Below are 19,872 nucleotides of genomic sequence, written 5' to 3' on the forward strand. Positions count from 1 at the left end.
GTCATCAAGTTGCAGCAGCTTTAACTTTACGTCCATGCAGCAGGTAATACCAAAGCAGACAGCTGAGTGTAATGACCGCACTATACAAATACAAATGCTGATAACCGATCTGATCCAGAAACTGGCCAATAAAATACGGTCCAAAACCAAGTGCAGCATCAAGAGCAATAAAGAAGGTTGATGTTGCCAGTCCCATACGCTCTATTGTGGTACTTTTTACCGCAATGGTCTGGCAAATGGATTGAATATTGCCATAACCAAAACCTAATAACGCTGCACTGGTAAGGAGCATCCATGAATTATGTGCCTGACTGAGTAAACCAATACCGATTGCCATAAGCACAATCGCAGGATACATGATGATATTTTCGCCTTTGCGATCCATCAATGGGCCGGTAAATGGGCGAGAAATCAAAATTGCGGCTGCATACATCAGGAAGAAGAATGAAGCCGCCTGCAACAGGTCAATTTCCTTAGCATACAGGTTAAGGAAAGACAGTACGCCGGAATAACATGCACCAGCAATCAGGATAATAACTGCAATAGGAAAAGCTTTAGGCTCAACAAACTGCGCCAGACGTGAAGTAGGCTGAGCAGACTGCTGCGTACCAGCTTTTGCAGTCAGTTTTACTTTTGAAGTATCAACACCAAAACTGAAGAGCAGACAGGTGAAAGCCACAATAGAAGTAAAAGTGAAAATCACCTTATAGTCATATTGTGACATTAGCCAGATCGCCAGGAATGGACCAACTGCAGTGGCTAGCGTACTACTGGTACTGAAGTAGCCAATGCCTTCAGCACGTCGGGTTGCTGGAATGGTCTGGGCAATGACAGTTCCAATAACAGTCCCTGCGACACCCATCATAAAGCCGTGAGCAAAGCGGATCGCAATCAGATAAGGTACATCCACTGGAATAAAATACAGACCAGAGAACAGGAAAAAGCCCAAGGCTCCGGCAACCAGACTGGCTTTGGCACCCAAATTGGGCAGGAATTTTCCTATCAGCAATCGACCGACTAAAGTCCCAACCACGAATACACCGGAGATTAACCCTGCTTGTGCAGTAGTGGCATCCAGTTCAGCTAAGGCATAACCAACACTGACAATGACCAGGAGATAGAACACCAGAACCAGCTGGAAGTTCATTGCACTAAGAAAAATAAAATTTTTCGTCCAAAGCTTAGATGGAGCCTCAGTCATGTTGAAGCTCCTTTCTCGCCTGAAGGGAATGCATAAACTCTAAAACAAAAGCATGAGCACGTTTCAGCTCATCTTTATTGAAGTCTTGCAGTAATTCTGCTTCCAGAACATCAATCTTGCCGCAACATTGCTGGAACTGTTGTTCACCCATTTCAGATAGCTGCAGTAATTTCTGGCGTTTATCTGTCATGGGTTGTGATTCAATAAAGTTCATTTCCATCAAAGTATTTAAACGCTTGGTTACAGCAGGTTTTGAAATCCTGAGTTCCTGAGCGATATCCAGCGCCGTACATTGACCATTCATTTTGATAATGACCAGACTTTGCCATAAGGAATAATTTAAGCCGTGTTCAATTAACACAGCATTCATTTCATCCCCGAGCAATCTTGCACAGCGTAATAATGCAAATCTAAAACGGGAGGTAGTATCCATAAGGAATAATGTTAACCTGGTTAACTAAATATGCTTAATTTACGCTTATAAATATGAAAATTCAAGTGATGTATCAGTTGCTTCGATATGGCTTAACAGATATTTCAAGGAGTAAATGGGCTAATCTGGTGGGAAAAATCTTTGGTTTTCTTTAACATGCAAATCTGGATGTGAGCAGTGGCTAAGGTGGATTTATGCAGGATTTAGATCTAACAACAATTATTAGTGAATGTTTTAAAAGCAGTTCTAATTTAATGATGGATTTACATCAACCAGCAATTACCTTACCTGAACAGCTGATCCACGCAGTTAAAGAGGCAGCACAGATACGCGCATATACTGAAACAATTCATCATGTAATGTTGCTGGATCAATTTGATGCTTCTCGACTGAGTTATGTCTTTAGTCCGCTTATTCTCTCCGTGCTAAAACATAAAACCATCTTTATCGCTCCAGCCAATACTGAACTGCAACAGATACTGGGAGAATATTTCCGGGTAGAAGCGCTGAAACTAAACCATACCCAAGCCTTACAGGAAATGGATATTTGCTTTGATTTGGCAACTGATGGTTGTTCCATGCCAGATTTACAGTGCTATGCCGTATTCAAGGCCTTACTTGACCCAAATTGTAAGAGCCTGATTGTCATTGGAAATGAACTGGATGCTGGGTTGAAAATATTACTCGAATCATTCGGTATACAGGTTATCCAGCACAAATTGATACAACAGAATTTTGATTTAACTGAAATTGAATTTAAAAAACTGTTATGGAAAAGGAAAACAGATTCAGTTGCCGTCACTTGTGAAGAGATCACGTCAGCTAATATTGAATTAGTTACTCAACTTAGCGGAATACAGCATGCCGATGCCGAGCGTCTAATTGATGACTTGATGTATAGCGAGCATCTGTTCGAAAAAGTCTCAGTCTTTGGCGAATTTACCGAAACTATTTATAAGCATCAGCTAAAATAAAAGATAGCGGAAAGGCATTATTGTCTCAGAGTTGTAGTGATTAGATTTTAGATATGCGCGCGGTGGCAGAGATGCCACACATTCCCCATCACGACACGACGTCGTAATGGGGGAATAAAAGACTTTTGCCTACTTTGAGTTTTTCCAAAGTAAGGTTCTGCCTGCACACAGCCACTTAGACTTTTAAAGAGAAGATAAAGCTGTGCAATACATAATTATAAATATTTATGAATATCATACATTTAAAAAATTCTTGAGTTGCTCTGATGATCTAATATATATCCTGATTAAAATTGTGGGACGGTAGTGAGCCCAAAGGCTCTTTATTCTGCTCAGGATTTTTTCTGTTTACGGTAAACACTTGGTCGTACCGGGTGTGTGCCGCGCCAGAGACCTTTCTTATTTTTCTTGGCATTGCTTTGCAGGCTCATCAGATAGGAGAGGTGTTTCTTGTCACGGATATATTCTTCATAAACCCAAGCCGCACCACGCTTGATCAGTTCTTCATTGACATTTTTACGACGTCGGTAAATGACTCCAACACAGCGTCCATAACGGTCAATATCAGTAATTTGCACACGGACCAGTCTATTCTTGATCATTTTTGAGACCAGCTGCTGGGATTCCTTGCCATAGGCCTGACTGGATTCAGGTGCATCCACATAGGCAAAGCGTAAGCGGGTTTCTGAACGACGGATATTGAAACGATAGCAGGTGAGGGTGTCGCCATCACTGACGGCCTTAACTCGACACCAGTATTTTTTGCCTTTTTTGAAGGGGCGGAACAGTTCTTGTAAAAACACCACAAGTTTGTGCAGCAAATAATAGGAGAAACATAGAGCCACAAGGCCAAGTACAATTTGCCAAGAAGTTGAGAGATGCAACAAAATTAAAATCCAGAACAAGCGCAGTCAGGTGAAGAAATAGCTGACTTATAAAGTGTTCATTCTAGATCAAAGCCTCACGTCTTAAGGCTTTGTAACCGTTTATACGAGGATTTTTTAAGCAAACAAAATAGCCTAAGCAAATAACAAAAAACCAAGCTGCGATTCTTAGGAATAAACCTTTAAAGCTCCATAAATAGCCTAAGCATTTTTAAAATTCACTTATAAAAATAGCCTAAGCAAAAATTTTATTAATCTCACTCCGTAAAAATTGATGTCTATTATTCTCTTGTAAATCCTTATACCAATACATCCCCATATTAATTTTTTGCAGTTTTACAGGGACTTCAAAAATTTTCAGGCTTTTATCAATATGCAAATGATTTAAAACATTTCGGGGAATGGTGAGCATCGCTGAGGGATGCTGCTGCAAAATCTGTAACGCCGTCGAGTAATGCTGACAACGCAGGAAAATTTGCCGAGATAGGTGATTACGGCTTAAATACAGATCTTCAACCAATACACCGGTCCGGCGCGAAGACACACCAATATGTGGGGAGGCGAGATAACTTTTTTCCGTGACTTGTTGCTGTTGAGTACAGACGACAAACTCATCCTGATCCAGTAATTCAAACTGGATTTTGTCGCCCAAAGGCTGTTCCAGATCGATCACAAAATCAACTTGCTGGGTTGCTAAATCAGAAACAATATTCTTTCGGTCCAGTTTAATACTGACAAACTGAATATCCAGATTAAAACGCTGAAAATGTGCGACCAGTTTTGGCAAGATCATCGGTTCAATTTCATCATGTACAGCAATCTTTAGATTTTGTACCAAGGTGGGCTCAAATTGTTGGTTCTGGATGGAAATATTCTGGATGGTGATGAGAGCATGTTTAATTTCTGAATAAATCTGTTCCGCAAACGGCGTTGGCTGCATTTTACTGCCAGTCCGTACAAACAAATCATCCTGCAGATGCTGCCTTAAACGTTGTAAGGCATGACTGGCAGCAGACTGGGTAATTGACAGGATTTGTGCAGCCCGGGAAATACTTTTCTGTTCAAAGACAGCAACAAAAAGTGGATATAAATTGATATCGATCCGATGGAAACTGCGAAGATCGATACTGTTTTTATTATGAATCTGCTGCATATTAAACTATGGAATAAAATCATTTTATTCATAATAGGTTTTAGGTTAAGGTCTTGTAAAGCAGAATAATCATATCCAGAGGAAAGTTGCCATGTTTGAGCTATCAGCACGTGCACAGGACTACGTTGAACGCACCAGAAAATTTATTAGAGATGAGATCGAGCCAATTGAGGCAGATTTCTGGCATCAGGTGCATGAGCTGAATCAGGGCGGTGACTGGACCAAATGGCAATGGCCGGCTGAACTGGAAAATTTAAAAGCCAAAGCCAAAGCAGCAGGGTTATGGAATATGTTCCTGCCATGTGCTGAATTGGGTCAAGCATTGTCGGTCAATGAATATGCGCATATTGCTGAACTGTCTGGACGTAGTCTGATTGCACCAACGGTATTTAACTGTAATGCTCCAGATAGCGGCAATATGGAAGTATTATGGCGTTATGGATCTGAACAACAAAAACAGCAATGGCTCATGCCGTTATTAGAGGGAAAAATCCGCTCGGTATTCTGTATGACTGAACCCGCAGTGGCCTCCAGTGATGCCACCAATATGCAGGCAACGGCGGTCATTGAAGGTGATGAAATTGTATTAAATGGCCGTAAATGGTGGTCATCTGGTCTGGGTGATCCAAATGCCAAAATCATTATCTTTATGGCACATACTCCCGATGAAACTAAAGACCGTCATCATCAGCATTCCATGGTTTTAGTTCCAGTCGATACTGCGGGCGTGAAAATCGAGCGTATGTTGCCCGTCTTTGGTGATTATGATGCTCCACATGGCCACGGCGAAGTTAGTTTTGATAATGTACGGGTACCAGTATCCAATTTTATTGGGGGCGCTGGTCAGGGCTTTGAAATTGCCCAGGGTCGTTTAGGCCCAGGTCGTATTCATCACTGCATGCGTTGTGTTGGCGCAGCAGAAAAATCTCTGGAACTGATGATTGATCGTGGCATGAGCCGCACGGCGTTTGGTAAAGAGATTTTGAAACTGGGTGGTAATCTGGAACGGGTCGCAGAAGCACGGGTTGCAATTGATCAGGCGCGCTTATTAACCTTGTATGCTGCCTATAAAATGGATACTTTAGGGAACATGGCGGCTTTGACAGAAATCTCGGCCATTAAAGTCGTGGCACCAAGTGTGCTGGAAAAAGTCGTGGATATGGCAATCCAGATTCATGGTGGCGCTGGTGTTTCACGTGATACACCATTGACCGGATTCTTTGCCCAGGCACGTGCACTACGTTTGGCAGATGGCCCGGATGAAGTACATAAGGGCATGATTGCAAAATTAGAGTTGGCAAAACGTGGTTATAGTACGCGTCGTAAAAAATAAGTCTTAAGTTTAAAGATATTTAGATAGTAAAAAGATTTTAAGGAAATATTATGGCAGTCATTGATGTCGGTGGAAAAGTTCGTGAGGGTGAAGAACTGGATGTCCGCGCTATAGGAAACTGGCTGATTGAACACGGTGAAAATATTGAGGGTCCAGTTGAAGTCACCCAATATTCTGGTGGTGCGTCGAACTGGACTTATCGCCTGAAATATAGCAATGCCGATTTAATTCTGCGTCGTCCACCTAAAGGCACCAAGGCCAAATCTGCACATGACATGGCGCGTGAATATCATGTACAACGGGCACTGGCTGATCACTATCCAGTTGTTCCGGAAATGTTGTTGCTATGTCAGGATGAATCAGTGATTGGCTGTGATTTCTATGTGATGAAACGCATTGAAGGCATTATTCCACGAGCGAACTTGCCCAAAGAGCTGGACTTCAATGAAGCTCAGGTACGCGAACTCTGTGTCAATGTCATTGATAAACTGATCGAGTTGCATCAGGTTCCTTATCATGGTACTGAACTGGAAAAGTTAGGCAAAGGTGAGGGTTACTGCCGACGTCAGGTAGAAGGTTGGGATAGCCGTTATGACAAAGCTAAAACGATTAACGTACCTTCATTTAAATATGTACGTAACTGGCTAAAAGATAATATTCCTGCCGATTCTAAAACCTGTGTGATTCACAATGACTGGCGTTTTGATAATGTTATTCTGGATCCTGACAATCCAACACAGGTGATTGGGGTACTGGACTGGGAAATGGCGACTCTAGGTGATCCACTGATGGACTTGGGTTCTGCCTTGGCCTATTGGGTGGAAGAGACTGACAATGCAATTTTTAAGGCAACCCGCCGTCAGCCGACCAATCTAAAAGGGATGTTTACCCGTAAAGAGGTTGTAGATTACTACCTGGAAAAAACTGGATTACAGCCAGAAAATTGGACCTTCTATGAAGTATTTGGCATTTTCCGTTTAGCGGTGATTGCCCAGCAGATTTATTATCGTTACTACCATAAGCAGACCAATAATCCGGCGTTTAAAGATTTTTGGGTGGTGATTCATGCATTGCATATCCGTGCCTTAAAGCTGATTGGCAAACAAAAGATCGAAGCCAATGATCTTGCCCAGAAGTATATGAACAAATTTAAAGAGTTAATGCCAAAATGACCACCATTTACCTGATTCGACATGGCCAGGCATCTTTTGGAGCAGAAAGCTATGATCAGCTTTCTCCCAACGGTGAACTGCAAGCCAAGTTACTTGGACGTTATTTCGATTCTATTCTTAAAGAAGCACCTGTGGTGATGGCTGGATCAATGCAACGTCATCAGCAAACAGCGCAATTGTGTCTGGATGAATGTTTTCCTGAAAGTGAATTGATTACTAATCCTGCCTGGAATGAGTTTAATCATACTCAAGTCTTTGCTAGGTATGAGCCGCGATTTAATCAGCCGGAATTATTAAAAGAAGATGTGGCACAACATGCCAATCCTCGAGCGTATTTAAGCAAAATCTTTGAAGGGGCAATTGAACGCTGGACGGGGGGAGATTATCACCATGAATATGAAGAATCCTGGCCAGACTTTAAAAACCGTATTGAATCTGCATTGCAAGATCTATGCGATGAACTGGCTGAGAAAAGACCGCGCTATGCTGTAGTGTTTACTTCAGGTGGCGTTATCTCGGTGGCAGCAGGCAAAATTCTAGGCTTGAGTCCGAGCAAAACTTTTGCCTTAAACTGGGCCATTGCCAATACCAGCATGACGACTTTGCGTTTGGTGGGTAATGAACCGCAGTTACTTAGTCTGAATGAACATCATTTTATTAAGGCAAATCAACCAGAATTACTCACCTGGATCTAAAAGATCTGGAACAAAATGATTTTAAAGGAATAAAAAATGGCTAAAACAATTCTAATTACCGGGGCAAGTTCCGGAATTGGTGCAGGTATGGCACGTGAATTTGCACAAAAAGGTTATAACCTGGCAATCTGTGCGCGTCGTATGGAACGTCTGGAAGCTTTAAAGCAGGAACTGGAAAACCAGTACGGGATCAAAGTGATTGCCAAAACCCTGGATGTGACCAACTATGATCAGGTCTTTGAAGTATTCCGTGCCTTTAAGGAAGAGTTTAGTAGCATTGACCGAATTATCGTGAATGCTGGCGTTGGTGAAGGTCGTCGTATTGGAAAAGGCAACTTTGCTATTAACAAAGCTACGGTGGAAACCAATTTTATTTCTGCCTTAGCCCAGTGTGAAGCTGCAGTGGAGATTTTTCGTGCGCAAAACTCAGGTCATTTGGTCATGATTTCATCCATGAGCGCAATGCGTGGTATGCCAAAACACCTGACCGCCTACGGGGCTAGTAAGGCAGGAGTCGCGCATCTTGCAGAAGGAATTCGTGCAGAGCTGATTGATACACCTATTAAAGTGACGACGATTTTCCCGGGTTATATTCGTACTGAAATTAATGAAGGTGCGAAAAAACTGCCATTTGAGGTAGACGAAAAAACGGGTTCGCGTTTATTGGCTGCTGAAATTGAAAAAGCACCGGTTAAAGCGTATGTACCAAAATGGCCTTGGTTACCGTTGGGCTTGGCTATGAAAGTATTACCACTAAAACTGGTGAATAAACTAGGATAATTCTTGTTTGGATGATCAAAAAGCTCCTAACGGGGCTTTTTTATTTTTGGAATTGAAACATTTTGACTTTAAAAATTAAGAAAATAATGTCTGGAAATTATTTTTTATAAATATGATTATACATTATGGTTTAGCATAGCTAAGGGTTGGTGAATATATGTATATGGGCTTATAACCAAATGAAAAAATTAGCTTTTATCATTATTCTGGTATTGACAGCAATGTCATATGCTCAAGCAGCATCTGATGAAGGAAAAAATCCGGATACGACCCGATTGTGTGAGGGAAAAGGACCTCATGTAAAGCTTACGGTTAAAATTGAGGGTCGTACCATAAAAGGCTCATGTCAGATCGGCTTTAAACCTGCTCAAGTAAATGCCTTGGACTATGAAGCAATGCGCGCTCCCGCTGTGCAAAATGCATGTAAGAGCAAAGCACGTGGTACGACTCTTGTCATGAATGTAAATGGTGAACAGATACCGGGTAAATGTGATCTGGTCTTTAAAAAAAATCATCGTTAAAAATATATTTAACGATTTCTTATTTCACTTTCTATAACCGCTATTATATTAAATGGGGATTTTTCTTGAGGAGAATAGATTTATTTTCCCCTAAGTTTTAAAATCGATTTCAAAATATTTTCATTAAAAATGAATTAAGCATTTAGCAATATTTAGATAGACAGGCTTTGAATTAAATCTCTTTCAAGCATCCAAATCCGATCTTGCCCCCATAAGGCGGAGTATCCTTCCACATAAAATGATGGAACTCCCTATAAGCCTTTATCTAGTAATTCTTTTCGATTTTCTTCAGCTATGATTTTCCAGCTTTCATCATTCAGTGATGCAGTAACTTCCAATTCTGAAATACCTACTCTATCTGCTAAAAAATGAAGTCCTTTCATTGATACTGCATCAACTCCATCTGCAAAAACACCTTTTAAAAAGGAATGTAAAAAAGCATTACCTTTTCCCTGTTGAATCGCATGATGCAACACTGCTAAACCTTGCTTCGTTGCTAATCCCACAGGATCAACTACACAACCAAAGGGTAAATTTAACCGGTTAGCTTCTCATTTTGAGTCTAATAAAATATACAAACGCTTCTCAATTGGAACGGGCAATCCTCTCATTACCATAGGCAGGACAAAACGAAGCTTCAATTCTGCTTGATAATGTTCAGCCAATTGAAAAATACGGTCCAAGGCAAGCCAAGTATAAGGACTACGCAAAGAACAGAAAAAGTGAATCACAGGCTTTATACTTTTTTCTGGTATTTCCTTAAAAATGAGTTGGGGTGGCGAGATTAAAGGTTCTAAATCAGAATCATTTGATAATCTTATTTTCATTAATCTTCTTTCTAGATAATGTAAACGATCAATTCCCCAATACCATTCTCCCTCAAAATAGAACATTGCACCTGAGTAGTGACCTAATTGATGCAATAGCGTGGTTCCATTGGGGGCCGAAACTTGATGCACAGGTGCTAAATTAAATTTTTTCGTCAGCTCAGCCGCATCCCGTTTTGCCCATTCATTTAATCGTTGTTGATCGGGGTTAATTTGTTTTGAAGGCTGGTCAAGTAAATACGTCTGAATGTGAACTTTATAACGCTGTTGTAATTGCGCAATTAATGAAGCACTTAACTGGCTATATGGATCATCAGGTTGATAAAAGTAATGTACTGTACCTTTAGAAAAAGTTAAATTACGTTTTACTTCGTGTAGATTGAAACGAATATTTTGTAATACCGGATTTGTAATTAATTGGGTGATAATTTTTGAAATTATTGGATTCATTTTAAAAGTCCATTTCACTAAAAATAGCTATTCATGCTATGAACTTATAAAAAGGGCAATTTTAACTCAATAACCAATAAGGTCATAAAATCAATTTTTTAATGAGAACAATATGATGCATACCGTCTTACCCTTAGATCAAAGTGCTGGACAGCAATTACGTATGCTTCGAAAAAATGAAAAGTTAAGTCAATTAGATTTGTCTATGATGACAGGTATATCTCAACGCTATTTGAGCTGTATAGAAACTGATAAAGTTATACCCAGTGCTAATACACTGCATATTATTCTTTGTGCCCTGAATGCTCCAATTGAACAATCCAATCTTATATTTTTAGCCTCAGGATATGCACCAAGATATAAGCCAGTGATTCAGATGCAAGATCAAGATATGATTAGCAAAGCACTTCATCATATTTTACACAATCAGAATCCAGCTCCAGCATTTGTGTTAAATAGGAATTGGGATATTGTAGAAATAAATGAAAGTGTTGATGCATTATTAGACTTTATGGAGCTTCCAGAACTACAAGCTAACTCCACAAATTTATTGGATCTGGTTTTTGAAACCGATCATTTTACTTCTCAAATTATAAATGTAAATGAAGTAAAAAGTATTATCTGGCATAGAGCTTCGAAAGAAGCGATTAGCAATTTAGCATTAGCTGAACGTTTAAAAAAATATCATTATTCAAAAGATTTTAAATACCTCATGCCATCAATGCCGTCCTTGGTCTTAATTCACATTAAAGCTAAACAAAATGATTTGAAGTTTTTTTCAACCTTCACAACATTTGGAATACCAAATGGGATTACAGAAGATTCTTTAAGAATTGATCATTTTATTCCCGCAAATGATCAAACTTGGGAAATTATGAAAGGTCTGTATATAGAATCAATCTAACACTCTTATAAGAAATCAAAAAAATAAGATTAAAAGTGTGGTTTTTGCTGCATTTATTTTGAATTTTGTATAGCCCCCCTTATATTAAATAGGTTCTTTTTATGAGTTCATCCTTGTAATGTAATGAGTTTTGTTCATCGATTATGTCTGTTACGGTTTGAAGCCATAAACCATCAGTTGCTAAGCGAATAAACTCCAGTTCTATATAATTATCAGTCTCTGAATATTGCTTTAATTTTTCTTTAAACCATATCCCAAACTTTTTATTGAATGTTGGATCACTGATCATCGTTTTAGTTAAAGCTGTCCAAGGAGACACCAAGCCATCTATACATGTCATGAAAGCACTATGTATATATGCGCGGGTAAACTTTCCATATTCTGTATCATCTTCTGCAATTAAGCTTTCTACCGCTTGATCAAGGTGCAGGATAATTTCAGAAATCATTGCGTCAACTAAAATATTTTTATTGGCGAAATGATGAAAAACTCCGCCTTTTGTAACTCCCACACCATTTGCAACATTCTGAATAGAAACAGCCTGAGTACCATTTTCAGAAGCCAATATAATGGCTTGTTCAATAATACGTTTTCGAATAAGTTCAGGTTGTTTCTTAGGTTGTTGCATTTTTTTCACTTAATGACCTGTGGATTGAGAGAATAGGTTGATAATGGCGACTCCAGATACAATCAAAGCAATACCAAGTAATGCTGGACCATCTAAAGTCTGCTTGAATAGAACGTAGCCAACTATTGCTGTTAAAACAATACCTACTCCTCCCCATATTGCATATGCAATGCCTAATGGGATCGTCTTGATTACTTGCGATAACAGGTAGAAAGCTATACTAAATAAAACTACCACCATAATACTTGGAAATAGTTTTGAGAAACCTTCTGATTTAACTAAAAAAGTACTACCTATGACTTCTGTAATTATAGCCAATCCTAATAAGCCATAGGCTAAAAGAAGAGCATTCATTTCAACACCTTCATATTTAACATACCAACCGATAGGTATGTTAAGCAAATAATGTTTTTTGTAAAACATATTTATAAAGGTTCTCTCCGTCCTTCTAAAATTAACATTATGTATGCTATATGAAATTTTCTATATTTTTCTTTAAATATCAATATATTGTTAAATTCTTTCTGATAGCTTAAAGGATTATAGTAGAAAACTTTTTGTTCTATATGTTAAACGCTTATTTTTTGAACGAAGCCTCACAATAGTAGTGAGAAATTATAAAGCTTTAACTCTTTTGGCAGGCTATCTGATCTTTGAAATCATAGTTTATAAAATAGATATCTCCTTAAAGATTAGTATATTTACTCAATTTTAAAAAATAGAATGCTTAAATAAAATACAATTTTATTGAATTAAAATTTATTTTGTAACAACTGCTTTTTTTCTAAACATCTTGCTTTTAAAACCAGAAATATCAACTTTTATTTTTCGTATTTTCCTTTAATGTACACCCGTCCATAAATTAAAGGTTGTACATATGTCTTCATCCTCGGATATGACCAGTCAGCAGCGGATTGCCAAAGTCAGAACTGTCGTCATGCAGGCTGGCGAGGACCTGCGAGCACGATATCCCATCCTGAAACATCAAAATTTTATTGGTGCGAGTATTCTGGCTCTTGCCTGGTCAGGCATGATTATATCTGCGTTCGCCTTTTATTATGGATATCTGACTGCATGGATCACCATTCCACTGATTGCCATATTTGCATCCTTAACACATGAATTGGAACATGATTTGATCCATTACATGTATTTCAAAAAAATGCCATGGGCACATCATTTAATGCTGGCTTTGGTCTGGTTGGCACGTCCGAATACGATCAGTCCGTGGGCACGTCGTCGCCTGCATCTACATCATCATAAATATTCAGGAACTGAAAGTGACCTGGAAGAACGTGGTATCAGTAATGGTATGCCGTGGGGGATTCGACGTATTTTAGTGATCAGTGACCAGTTGATGTCAGTCTATCTGCGGCCATTTCAGATGTTCAAAATGATCCACCTGTTTCTGGAAAAGCAGCCTGAAAAAGAACGTAAAATTGCACAAATTTCACAGCTGCTTGGCTTTTTGCCTTTAAGTATTGCTTACTACGGTTTGTGTTATGTATTTGCAGTATTTCATATTTCCAATGCGATCGTACCCATGTTTGGTTATGAAATGCTGTGGTCACAAGGCATAATCGAGGCCATGCCATGGGTTAATTTAATGGCAGTCATCTGGGTGCTGCCGAACTTTATCCGTTCTTTTAGTTTACAGTTTGTCAGTTCAAATATGCATTATTACGGCGATATTGACCCGCGTGATGTAATCAAACAAACCCAAGTCTTGAACCCATGGTGGATGATGCCATTCCAGCTATTCTGTTTTAACTTTGGTGCAACACATGCGATCCACCACTTTGTCGTAAAAGAGCCATTTTATATCCGTCATATGACTGCCAAGACCGCACATAAAGTCATGAAAGAAGTAGGTGTGCGCTTTAATGATATTGGAACATTCCGTCGTTTAAACCGTTGGAATGAAATTAAAGCTAAGTAAAATAATAATGAAGTAAAATCCTGCTATAAGCGGGATTTTTTTATTTCTATACTTTAATTTTTAATACAGAAATATTAAGAAGAATTTTAAGAGGTATATATTGATATTGTATTTTAATATTTTGATTATTAATTGTTTTTTATAGTGATGGCGAATACTTATTTAAAATACCATTGCCATTATTAGGCGACAAGGTATAGAAATGGGTAGAAATATAAATATGTGAATGTTCATAAAAAGTGACTATTAAGTTGTTACTCGAAAATTATAAACTGGGGTAAAATTCATCCTATCCTTATGTAAATTAATCTATTATGTTGCTCAAAGCTGCCACGATTGCCTTAATACCTGCTCTAGTCATCCAAGGTAATCGCGTCAAGAAAAAAACGCTACGATTACCAGAACCTGCTGGGGAACGCGAAGGTTTGATTGGGCAGGGGAAACCTTTATCCATCCTGATTGTTGGAGATTCGGCAGCAGCCGGTGTCGGGGTAGATCATCAAGAAGACGCATTAACTGGGGCAATCTTAAGTCAGCTCCAGCAAGATTATCAGATTCGCTGGAAACTTCAGGCGAAAACGGGAGATACGACTTCCAACGTCATTCGCGTATTAGAAAAAATTCTGGCTGAACACTATGATGTTGTGGTGACTTCAGTCGGTGTAAATGATGTTACCAAGCTGATACCCGCAGATGTGTGGATTAAAAAGCAGCAGAAACTTTATCAGGCGATTGAAAGTCGCTTTAGTCCTGAGTTAATTATCGCGGCCGGTGTTCCACCCATGAACATGTTCCCGGCTTTACCAAATCCATTAGCCTGGTTATTTGGTCGTTATGCCAAAGCCATGAACTCTGAGCTGGAGAAATTTGTCAGCAAGAAAGCCAATATGCAGTGGATTGAGTACGATATCAAACAATATCAGGCACTCAATCTGGAAATGGCCCAAGACGGTTTTCACCCGAGTAAAGAAGTTTATACGCTTTGGGGACAGGAAGTTGCTACAAAAATCCGCCAAAAATTTTAGAATAGAATTTTTATACACTAATTTAGTGGAATTTTATGTCGGATATTGAAACCCATCCTCTAGAACCTTTTTTACCGGAAAATTCCAAACTTCTGATGATGGGCAGTTTTCCGCCACCAGAAACACGTTGGAAAATGCGTTTCTATTATCCAAATTATCAAAATGATATGTGGCGGATATTTGGTTTAATTTTCTTTCATAATAAAGATTACTTTCTGGATCTTGCCAATAAGAATTTTCAGGAGATGCTGATTCGGGAATTTTTGCTGGAAAAAGGTATCGCGATCTTTGATACGGCATACCAGATCCGGCGATTGAAGGGGAATGCTTCAGATAAATTTCTGGAAATTGTTACACCGACTGATCTCAACAAACTGCTTGTTCAGATGCCTTTATGTCATAGCATTATGACCACAGGCGATAAAGCAACCGAAACCCTGATGCTATCTATGCCTGAAGGCACAGAAAAACCTGCTATCGGGCAGCCGAGTAAAGCACATTTTGCTGGACGTGAACTAAAACTCTATCGAATGCCATCATCATCACGAGCCTATCCATTGGCTTTGGAGAAAAAGGCGGAAGCCTATCGGGAATTGTTTAGAGATGCTGGACTGATTTAGGCTTTAGCGATAAATGTGAATGCGATACTTATACTGTTTACGTTAAATCTATCTTGATTGAAGCACATATTTCATTTTGGGATTAAGAAAATAAAATGCATGCATATTTATAGTTAATTACCAACTAATAGTAAGTATTAAATCTATGTATCCGGCATCATTTGTGGATATTCCACCCATTTAAAACCATGCGCCTGAAAATCCCGAACATGGCTAAAGTCAGACCAGATCAGGCGGCTGCCTTTGGTCCATCTTAATAGTTTTATTCTGCGATGGACCAGCTCCAGTTCAGCTTCAGTTGCAGGTCGCAGTTCACTGATTTCTGCATATAAACGTACACCTGGATAACTGCTAAATTTACCGCTCATTAAAGATTTTAGCCAAAATGACTGGCTACTATTTACTGCTTGAATACACGCTTTCGAACTATGTGGAAGGTTCTGTTTCAGGCTGGTACAGTAGCGGTCAAAGAAAAAGCCTGTGGGTTTATATTCATGTAAAAATAAAGTGCCGATGGGACTGCTTGTAGGAAATCCATCAGAGGTGATTGTAGATACCGAGCAGTGCATGGCAGCACGCTGGGCATCAGCAAAGACATTCCGGATCTTAAGCCAATCTTGAGGCTGAATATTTACCATCATAAGGTTATCTTCATTTTTTATTATTTTCATTAACATAGCATAGAGCATATATAAAATTGCCGAGACATTACGACTTACCATTCATCTCTATAGAAATTTTAAAATAAAAAAGGCGATTGAATCGCCCTTAAATGTTTTAGTGATGGCTTTAAATATTAACCATCATATTCCACATAATCCCAAAGATTTAAACGAGATTTAATTTCACGACGAATATTCGGTAATAAAGGCAACAGCGTGCCATCGATCCATAAACTCAAAGCTTGTGAAGATAGTAATTGTTGCTGCTCATCAACCAGTTTCGCACCTTTGACGACGACCAAAGTTTCTTCATTGACTTCAGTTTCTACACCTTTAAAGAGCACCTGCAGATCATAGCCAGAATCCTGAATCAGCCATTCCATTTCAATCTGGATATTTTCATTGGACTGGATGATAACCTGACCTTCAATCACTTCTGTATCAGAAATACAATCATGCTCTACACGGATTTTGGCGAGAAACCATTCCTGAGCGGATAATTCTTGAAGGGTTTTGTTTGGTGTGAGGATATCACTTAACTTAAACTGGCGGCTTAAATCAAAAAATTGCATGGGAGTGTGGCGAAAAAACTTCGCATAAAACTGGAAAAGTGTAATTTTAAGGCAATCTAGAGCTGTGGTACAGATCATGACCGCATTGATCGAATAAACGTCTAAAACCTGCACAATTTTCAATTAATCCTAAAATTAACAATCTCTAAAATGAGGTGGAAATTTAATTTTGTCATCTGGTTGTCATCACATTGCCCATTCAGCCGGAAAAGTCGTGACCAAATGCATCATAAAACGCTGGAATCGGGTTGTTTCAGGATCATGGGTAAATTTTAAAATTTTTCCGTCTTTCTGTTGGTCCAGCCAGATAATTTCCCCTTTATCATTCAGCTTAAGTTGATAAGCAATACGTGGCAGATATTTATCTAACGATGCTGCAATTTCATTTTGAAGTTTCTCTGATTCGATCACCAGTCCGACTTCAGTATTCAGGCGTGCTGAACGGGGATCAAAGTTAAAAGAGCCGATAAAGACTTTGCCATCCGCATGGAAAAACTTGGCATGCAGGCTGGAGCTGTTTTTATTTTTAGCTGGAATCACATTACCTGTCATTTTTTCATACCAGGTACGTTCCCGACGTTCGATATAAGGTTTAAATTCCCAGATTTCTATACCATTTTTGAGCAATTGATTACGGTATTGCTGATAGTAGGCATGTACCACAGGCACATCATTCGCCAAAAATGAGTTAGTGACTACCCGAATTTTCAAGCCATTTCGGGCACGCTTGCTCAGATAATCCGTTCCCCATTGGGTGGGAACAAAATAGGAAGACACCAGGTCTAACTGATTTTTTGGTTCACCCATCAGATCTAACATCTGGGTATAGATGAAGTCTTCATCATTTATCGTGTGACGTGCTTTTCTGGGGGAATCGGCAACAAAGTGTGCACTGGCCCATTGCACAGGTTGTGACTGTAATTGTTTGGCAATTTGTTGCTCGGCAATATTGACGCGACGCTGGGTCTCCTTGGCATCCAAACGGGTTTGAGCAAATAATTTTCTTAATTCAACCAAATCATCCGGTTTAGACCTTTCCTCTAAGATCTGCTGGATATCATAACTCAGTGTATCATTCCAGAAGTCGATAAAAGACTGGTTGGCATCTGTGACCGCATTGCCGGCAAAGAAAATATCGACATCGGTAAACTGAAAATCATTGCTGGCTTCAAAATATTCACTGCTGATATTACGGCCACCGGTGACAGCCACACTGCCATCGGCAATTATCAATTTATTGTGCATACGGTGATTCACTTTCTTTAAACGCAGCCCATAATCCAGGGCACGAAAGTGACGAAATTTATAAGGATTAAATAATTTGGTTTCGATATTAGGATGTTGGCTCAGCGCAAGCAGTTTATCATCCAGCTGGGTACCATTCTGGTCATCAATTAATAGCCGGACTTTAACTCCGCGATCGGCGGCATTGAGCAACTGGGACAATACCAGATTGCCAATAAAATCATCGTTCCAGATATAATATTGCAAATCAAGATGATGCTTGGCGTGATTGATTAGGTGTAGCCGTGCTGCAATACTCATAAAACCGTCATATAGCGGCAAATAAGCGGTTAAACCTTCCTGAACGTTTTCCCGGGCTTCGGTTTTTTGAATCCAGTGCTGGGATTGTACCGGCGTAATTTTTGCTTTAGTCGATATGTTTGGATCTAACTCACAGCCTGTCAAAAAAATGGATAAGCTAATAAAACTGATACAAAGTGTTTTAGTTCGGTGAGTCATTGAGTTTCCATTAATTATTTGGCTTTATTCTTCCCATATTAAGGATGTTAATGGTTGAATCTCAGAATAGAAAGAGGTTACTGTTAGTCATCTGTTAAATCAGCAAACAAAGGATAGTTTTAAATGAAATCACGTGCAGCGGTAGCGTTCGGTCCAGGCGAGCCATTACAGATCGTTGAAGTTGATGTCGCACCACCGAAAGCTGGCGAAGTTCTGGTAAAAATTAGCCATACAGGCGTGTGTCATACTGATGCCTTCACTTTATCTGGTAAAGATCCCGAAGGTGTATTCCCGGCAATTCTGGGCCATGAAGGTGCAGGTGTGGTGGTTGAAGTAGGTGAAGGTGTCACCAGCTTAAAACCAGGTGATCACGTGATTCCTCTATATACTGCTGAATGTGGTGAATGTCTGTTCTGTAAATCTGGAAAAACTAACCTGTGTGTTGCTGTACGTGCGACTCAGGGTAAAGGGGTAATGCCGGATGGCACCACGCGTTTCTCTTATAATGGCGAGCCAATTTACCATTACATGGGCTGTTCAACATTCTCTGAATATACCGTGGTTGCTGAAGTTTCTCTGGCGAAAATCAATCCGGAAGCAAATCATGAACACGTTTGCTTATTAGGCTGTGGTGTCACTACAGGTATTGGTGCAGTACATAACACAGCAAAAGTACAGGAAGGCGATACGGTTGCAGTATTCGGTCTGGGTGGTATCGGGTTGGCAGTAGTACAAGGTGCCCGTCAAGCCAAAGCCAGCCGTATTATTGCAGTAGATACCAATGCTGACAAATTTGAACTGGCAAAACAGTTCGGTGCAACCGACTTTTTAAATCCAAAAGACTATGACAAGCCAATTCAGCAAGTCATTGTGGAAATGACAGGCTGGGGTGTAGATCATTCATTTGAATGTATCGGTAATGTCGACGTAATGCGTTCTGCACTGGAATGTGCACACCGTGGCTGGGGTCAATCAGTCATTATTGGTGTCGCTGGTGCAGGTAAAGAAATTTCGACCCGTCCATTCCAGCTCGTGACTGGCCGTAAATGGATGGGGACTGCATTTGGTGGCGTAAAAGGTCGTTCACAATTGCCAGGAATGGTTGAACAGGCTATGAAAGGTGATATCCAGCTAGAACCATTTGTAACCCATACCATGCCGCTTGAGCAGATTAACGAAGCATTTGATCTGATGCATGAAGGCAAGTCGATCCGTACAGTAATTCATTTTAACTAAGCGGATCAATTTTAAAAGACCGGTAAATACCGGTCTTTTTTATGTTTATTTATTTTAAATTGGATACATTTGCCTCTTAAACCCTCACAGAGCTTAACTGAATCCGCACAAGCCTTCTAA

Annotated in this window: 22 protein-coding genes; 11 read left to right on the forward strand and 11 right to left on the reverse strand. The window is 39.6% G+C overall.

Annotated elements, in window-relative coordinates:
* Nucleotides 1-4 precede the first annotated feature (4 nt).
* Together FSC11_RS06885 and FSC11_RS06890 are read right to left on the reverse strand one after the other, a co-directional pair.
* Nucleotides 5-1,201: an MFS transporter gene (locus tag FSC11_RS06885; protein ID WP_163165898.1), complete on the reverse strand. Its 1,197-nt coding sequence runs from the start codon at nucleotides 1,199-1,201 to the stop codon at nucleotides 5-7.
* Entirely contained in the window at nucleotides 1,194-1,571 is a 378-nt protein-coding gene (locus FSC11_RS06890) for a MarR family transcriptional regulator (protein ID WP_227591011.1), read from the reverse strand. The genes FSC11_RS06885 and FSC11_RS06890 overlap by 8 nt, the downstream gene beginning before the upstream one ends.
* A gap of 317 nt (nucleotides 1,572-1,888) precedes the next feature.
* Here FSC11_RS06890 and FSC11_RS06895 point away from each other — a divergent pair, with 317 nt between their 5' ends.
* Nucleotides 1,889-2,608: a hypothetical protein gene (locus FSC11_RS06895; protein ID WP_227591012.1), complete on the forward strand. Its 720-nt coding sequence runs from the start codon at nucleotides 1,889-1,891 to the stop codon at nucleotides 2,606-2,608.
* A 332-nt stretch (nucleotides 2,609-2,940) separates the two neighbouring features.
* On the opposite strand, the gene FSC11_RS06900 is transcribed toward FSC11_RS06895, so the two are convergent.
* Nucleotides 2,941-3,495 (reverse strand): thermonuclease family protein, encoded by a 555-nt coding sequence (locus FSC11_RS06900; RefSeq protein ID WP_163165902.1) that lies wholly within the window; start codon nucleotides 3,493-3,495, stop codon nucleotides 2,941-2,943.
* 232 nt (nucleotides 3,496-3,727) lie between these two features.
* Complete coding sequence (locus FSC11_RS06905) at nucleotides 3,728-4,645, reverse strand: LysR family transcriptional regulator (RefSeq protein WP_163165904.1); 918 nt, start codon at nucleotides 4,643-4,645, stop codon at nucleotides 3,728-3,730.
* Nucleotides 4,646-4,736: 91 nt separating this feature from the next.
* Between FSC11_RS06905 and FSC11_RS06910 the strand changes: the two genes are divergently transcribed.
* The 5 genes from FSC11_RS06910 to FSC11_RS06930 all read left to right on the forward strand — a co-directional run bounded on the left by FSC11_RS06910 (nucleotide 4,737) and on the right by FSC11_RS06930 (nucleotide 9,146).
* On the forward strand, nucleotides 4,737-5,978 hold the full coding sequence (locus FSC11_RS06910) for an acyl-CoA dehydrogenase family protein (RefSeq protein ID WP_163165906.1): 1,242 nt from the start codon (nucleotides 4,737-4,739) through the stop codon (nucleotides 5,976-5,978).
* A gap of 50 nt (nucleotides 5,979-6,028) precedes the next feature.
* Nucleotides 6,029-7,150: a phosphotransferase family protein gene (locus FSC11_RS06915; protein WP_004895055.1), complete on the forward strand. Its 1,122-nt coding sequence runs from the start codon at nucleotides 6,029-6,031 to the stop codon at nucleotides 7,148-7,150.
* A complete protein-coding gene (locus FSC11_RS06920) occupies nucleotides 7,147-7,845 on the forward strand; it encodes a histidine phosphatase family protein (RefSeq protein ID WP_163165908.1) in 699 nt (232 codons plus the stop codon). The genes FSC11_RS06915 and FSC11_RS06920 overlap by 4 nt, the downstream gene beginning before the upstream one ends.
* A gap of 36 nt (nucleotides 7,846-7,881) precedes the next feature.
* On the forward strand, nucleotides 7,882-8,625 hold the full coding sequence (locus FSC11_RS06925) for an SDR family oxidoreductase (protein ID WP_163165910.1): 744 nt from the start codon (nucleotides 7,882-7,884) through the stop codon (nucleotides 8,623-8,625).
* A gap of 179 nt (nucleotides 8,626-8,804) precedes the next feature.
* Nucleotides 8,805-9,146, forward strand: a complete 342-nt coding sequence (locus tag FSC11_RS06930) for a hypothetical protein (RefSeq protein WP_163165912.1) — start codon at nucleotides 8,805-8,807, stop codon at nucleotides 9,144-9,146.
* A gap of 251 nt (nucleotides 9,147-9,397) precedes the next feature.
* Here FSC11_RS06930 and FSC11_RS16260 read toward each other — a convergent pair whose 3' ends face one another.
* Together FSC11_RS16260 and FSC11_RS16265 are read right to left on the reverse strand one after the other, a co-directional pair.
* Nucleotides 9,398-9,652 (reverse strand): thioredoxin domain-containing protein, encoded by a 255-nt coding sequence (locus FSC11_RS16260; RefSeq protein ID WP_227591013.1) that lies wholly within the window; start codon nucleotides 9,650-9,652, stop codon nucleotides 9,398-9,400.
* A gap of 45 nt (nucleotides 9,653-9,697) precedes the next feature.
* A complete protein-coding gene (locus tag FSC11_RS16265) occupies nucleotides 9,698-10,423 on the reverse strand; it encodes a thioredoxin domain-containing protein (protein WP_227591014.1) in 726 nt (241 codons plus the stop codon).
* Between the two features lie 112 nt (nucleotides 10,424-10,535).
* Between FSC11_RS16265 and FSC11_RS06940 the strand changes: the two genes are divergently transcribed.
* Nucleotides 10,536-11,327 carry a helix-turn-helix domain-containing protein gene (locus tag FSC11_RS06940; protein ID WP_163165914.1) on the forward strand — a complete coding sequence of 264 codons (792 nt, stop codon included), beginning with the start codon at nucleotides 10,536-10,538 and terminating at the stop codon, nucleotides 11,325-11,327.
* Between the two features lie 79 nt (nucleotides 11,328-11,406).
* Here the strand turns inward: FSC11_RS06940 and FSC11_RS06945 are convergent, their stop codons facing one another.
* Both FSC11_RS06945 and FSC11_RS06950 read right to left on the reverse strand, forming a co-directional pair.
* Nucleotides 11,407-11,955 (reverse strand): TetR/AcrR family transcriptional regulator, encoded by a 549-nt coding sequence (locus FSC11_RS06945; RefSeq protein WP_163167734.1) that lies wholly within the window; start codon nucleotides 11,953-11,955, stop codon nucleotides 11,407-11,409.
* Between the two features lie 9 nt (nucleotides 11,956-11,964).
* On the reverse strand, nucleotides 11,965-12,309 hold the full coding sequence (locus tag FSC11_RS06950; protein ID WP_026056812.1) for a DMT family transporter: 345 nt from the start codon (nucleotides 12,307-12,309) through the stop codon (nucleotides 11,965-11,967).
* 523 nt (nucleotides 12,310-12,832) lie between these two features.
* On the opposite strand from FSC11_RS06950, the gene FSC11_RS06955 reads away from it, so the two are divergent.
* The 3 genes from FSC11_RS06955 to FSC11_RS06965 all read left to right on the forward strand — a co-directional run bounded on the left by FSC11_RS06955 (nucleotide 12,833) and on the right by FSC11_RS06965 (nucleotide 15,539).
* The gene (locus FSC11_RS06955; protein ID WP_008307398.1) at nucleotides 12,833-13,894 is read left to right on the forward strand and encodes a fatty acid desaturase; all 1,062 of its coding nucleotides are present in this window, start codon (nucleotides 12,833-12,835) and stop codon (nucleotides 13,892-13,894) included.
* A 314-nt stretch (nucleotides 13,895-14,208) separates the two neighbouring features.
* Nucleotides 14,209-14,919 carry an SGNH/GDSL hydrolase family protein gene (locus FSC11_RS06960; protein ID WP_163165916.1) on the forward strand — a complete coding sequence of 237 codons (711 nt, stop codon included), beginning with the start codon at nucleotides 14,209-14,211 and terminating at the stop codon, nucleotides 14,917-14,919.
* Nucleotides 14,920-14,954: 35 nt separating this feature from the next.
* Nucleotides 14,955-15,539, forward strand: coding sequence for a uracil-DNA glycosylase family protein (locus FSC11_RS06965; protein WP_163165918.1), 585 nt, complete (start codon nucleotides 14,955-14,957; stop codon nucleotides 15,537-15,539).
* 143 nt (nucleotides 15,540-15,682) lie between these two features.
* Here the strand turns inward: FSC11_RS06965 and FSC11_RS06970 are convergent, their stop codons facing one another.
* The 3 genes from FSC11_RS06970 to FSC11_RS06980 all read right to left on the reverse strand — a co-directional run bounded on the left by FSC11_RS06970 (nucleotide 15,683) and on the right by FSC11_RS06980 (nucleotide 18,516).
* Complete coding sequence (locus FSC11_RS06970; RefSeq protein WP_171521704.1) at nucleotides 15,683-16,210, reverse strand: pyridoxamine 5'-phosphate oxidase family protein; 528 nt, start codon at nucleotides 16,208-16,210, stop codon at nucleotides 15,683-15,685.
* A gap of 125 nt (nucleotides 16,211-16,335) precedes the next feature.
* The gene (locus FSC11_RS06975) at nucleotides 16,336-16,773 is read right to left on the reverse strand and encodes a hypothetical protein (protein WP_017401702.1); all 438 of its coding nucleotides are present in this window, start codon (nucleotides 16,771-16,773) and stop codon (nucleotides 16,336-16,338) included.
* A gap of 186 nt (nucleotides 16,774-16,959) precedes the next feature.
* Complete coding sequence (locus FSC11_RS06980; RefSeq protein ID WP_163165922.1) at nucleotides 16,960-18,516, reverse strand: phospholipase D-like domain-containing protein; 1,557 nt, start codon at nucleotides 18,514-18,516, stop codon at nucleotides 16,960-16,962.
* Between the two features lie 123 nt (nucleotides 18,517-18,639).
* Between FSC11_RS06980 and FSC11_RS06985 the strand changes: the two genes are divergently transcribed.
* The gene (locus FSC11_RS06985) at nucleotides 18,640-19,752 is read left to right on the forward strand and encodes an S-(hydroxymethyl)glutathione dehydrogenase/class III alcohol dehydrogenase (protein WP_163165924.1); all 1,113 of its coding nucleotides are present in this window, start codon (nucleotides 18,640-18,642) and stop codon (nucleotides 19,750-19,752) included.
* The last annotated feature ends 120 nt before the right edge of the window (nucleotides 19,753-19,872 follow it).

The sequence above is a fragment of the Acinetobacter schindleri genome (genome assembly GCF_010918895.1).
GTDB classification, from domain to species: Bacteria; Pseudomonadota; Gammaproteobacteria; order Pseudomonadales; family Moraxellaceae; genus Acinetobacter; species Acinetobacter schindleri.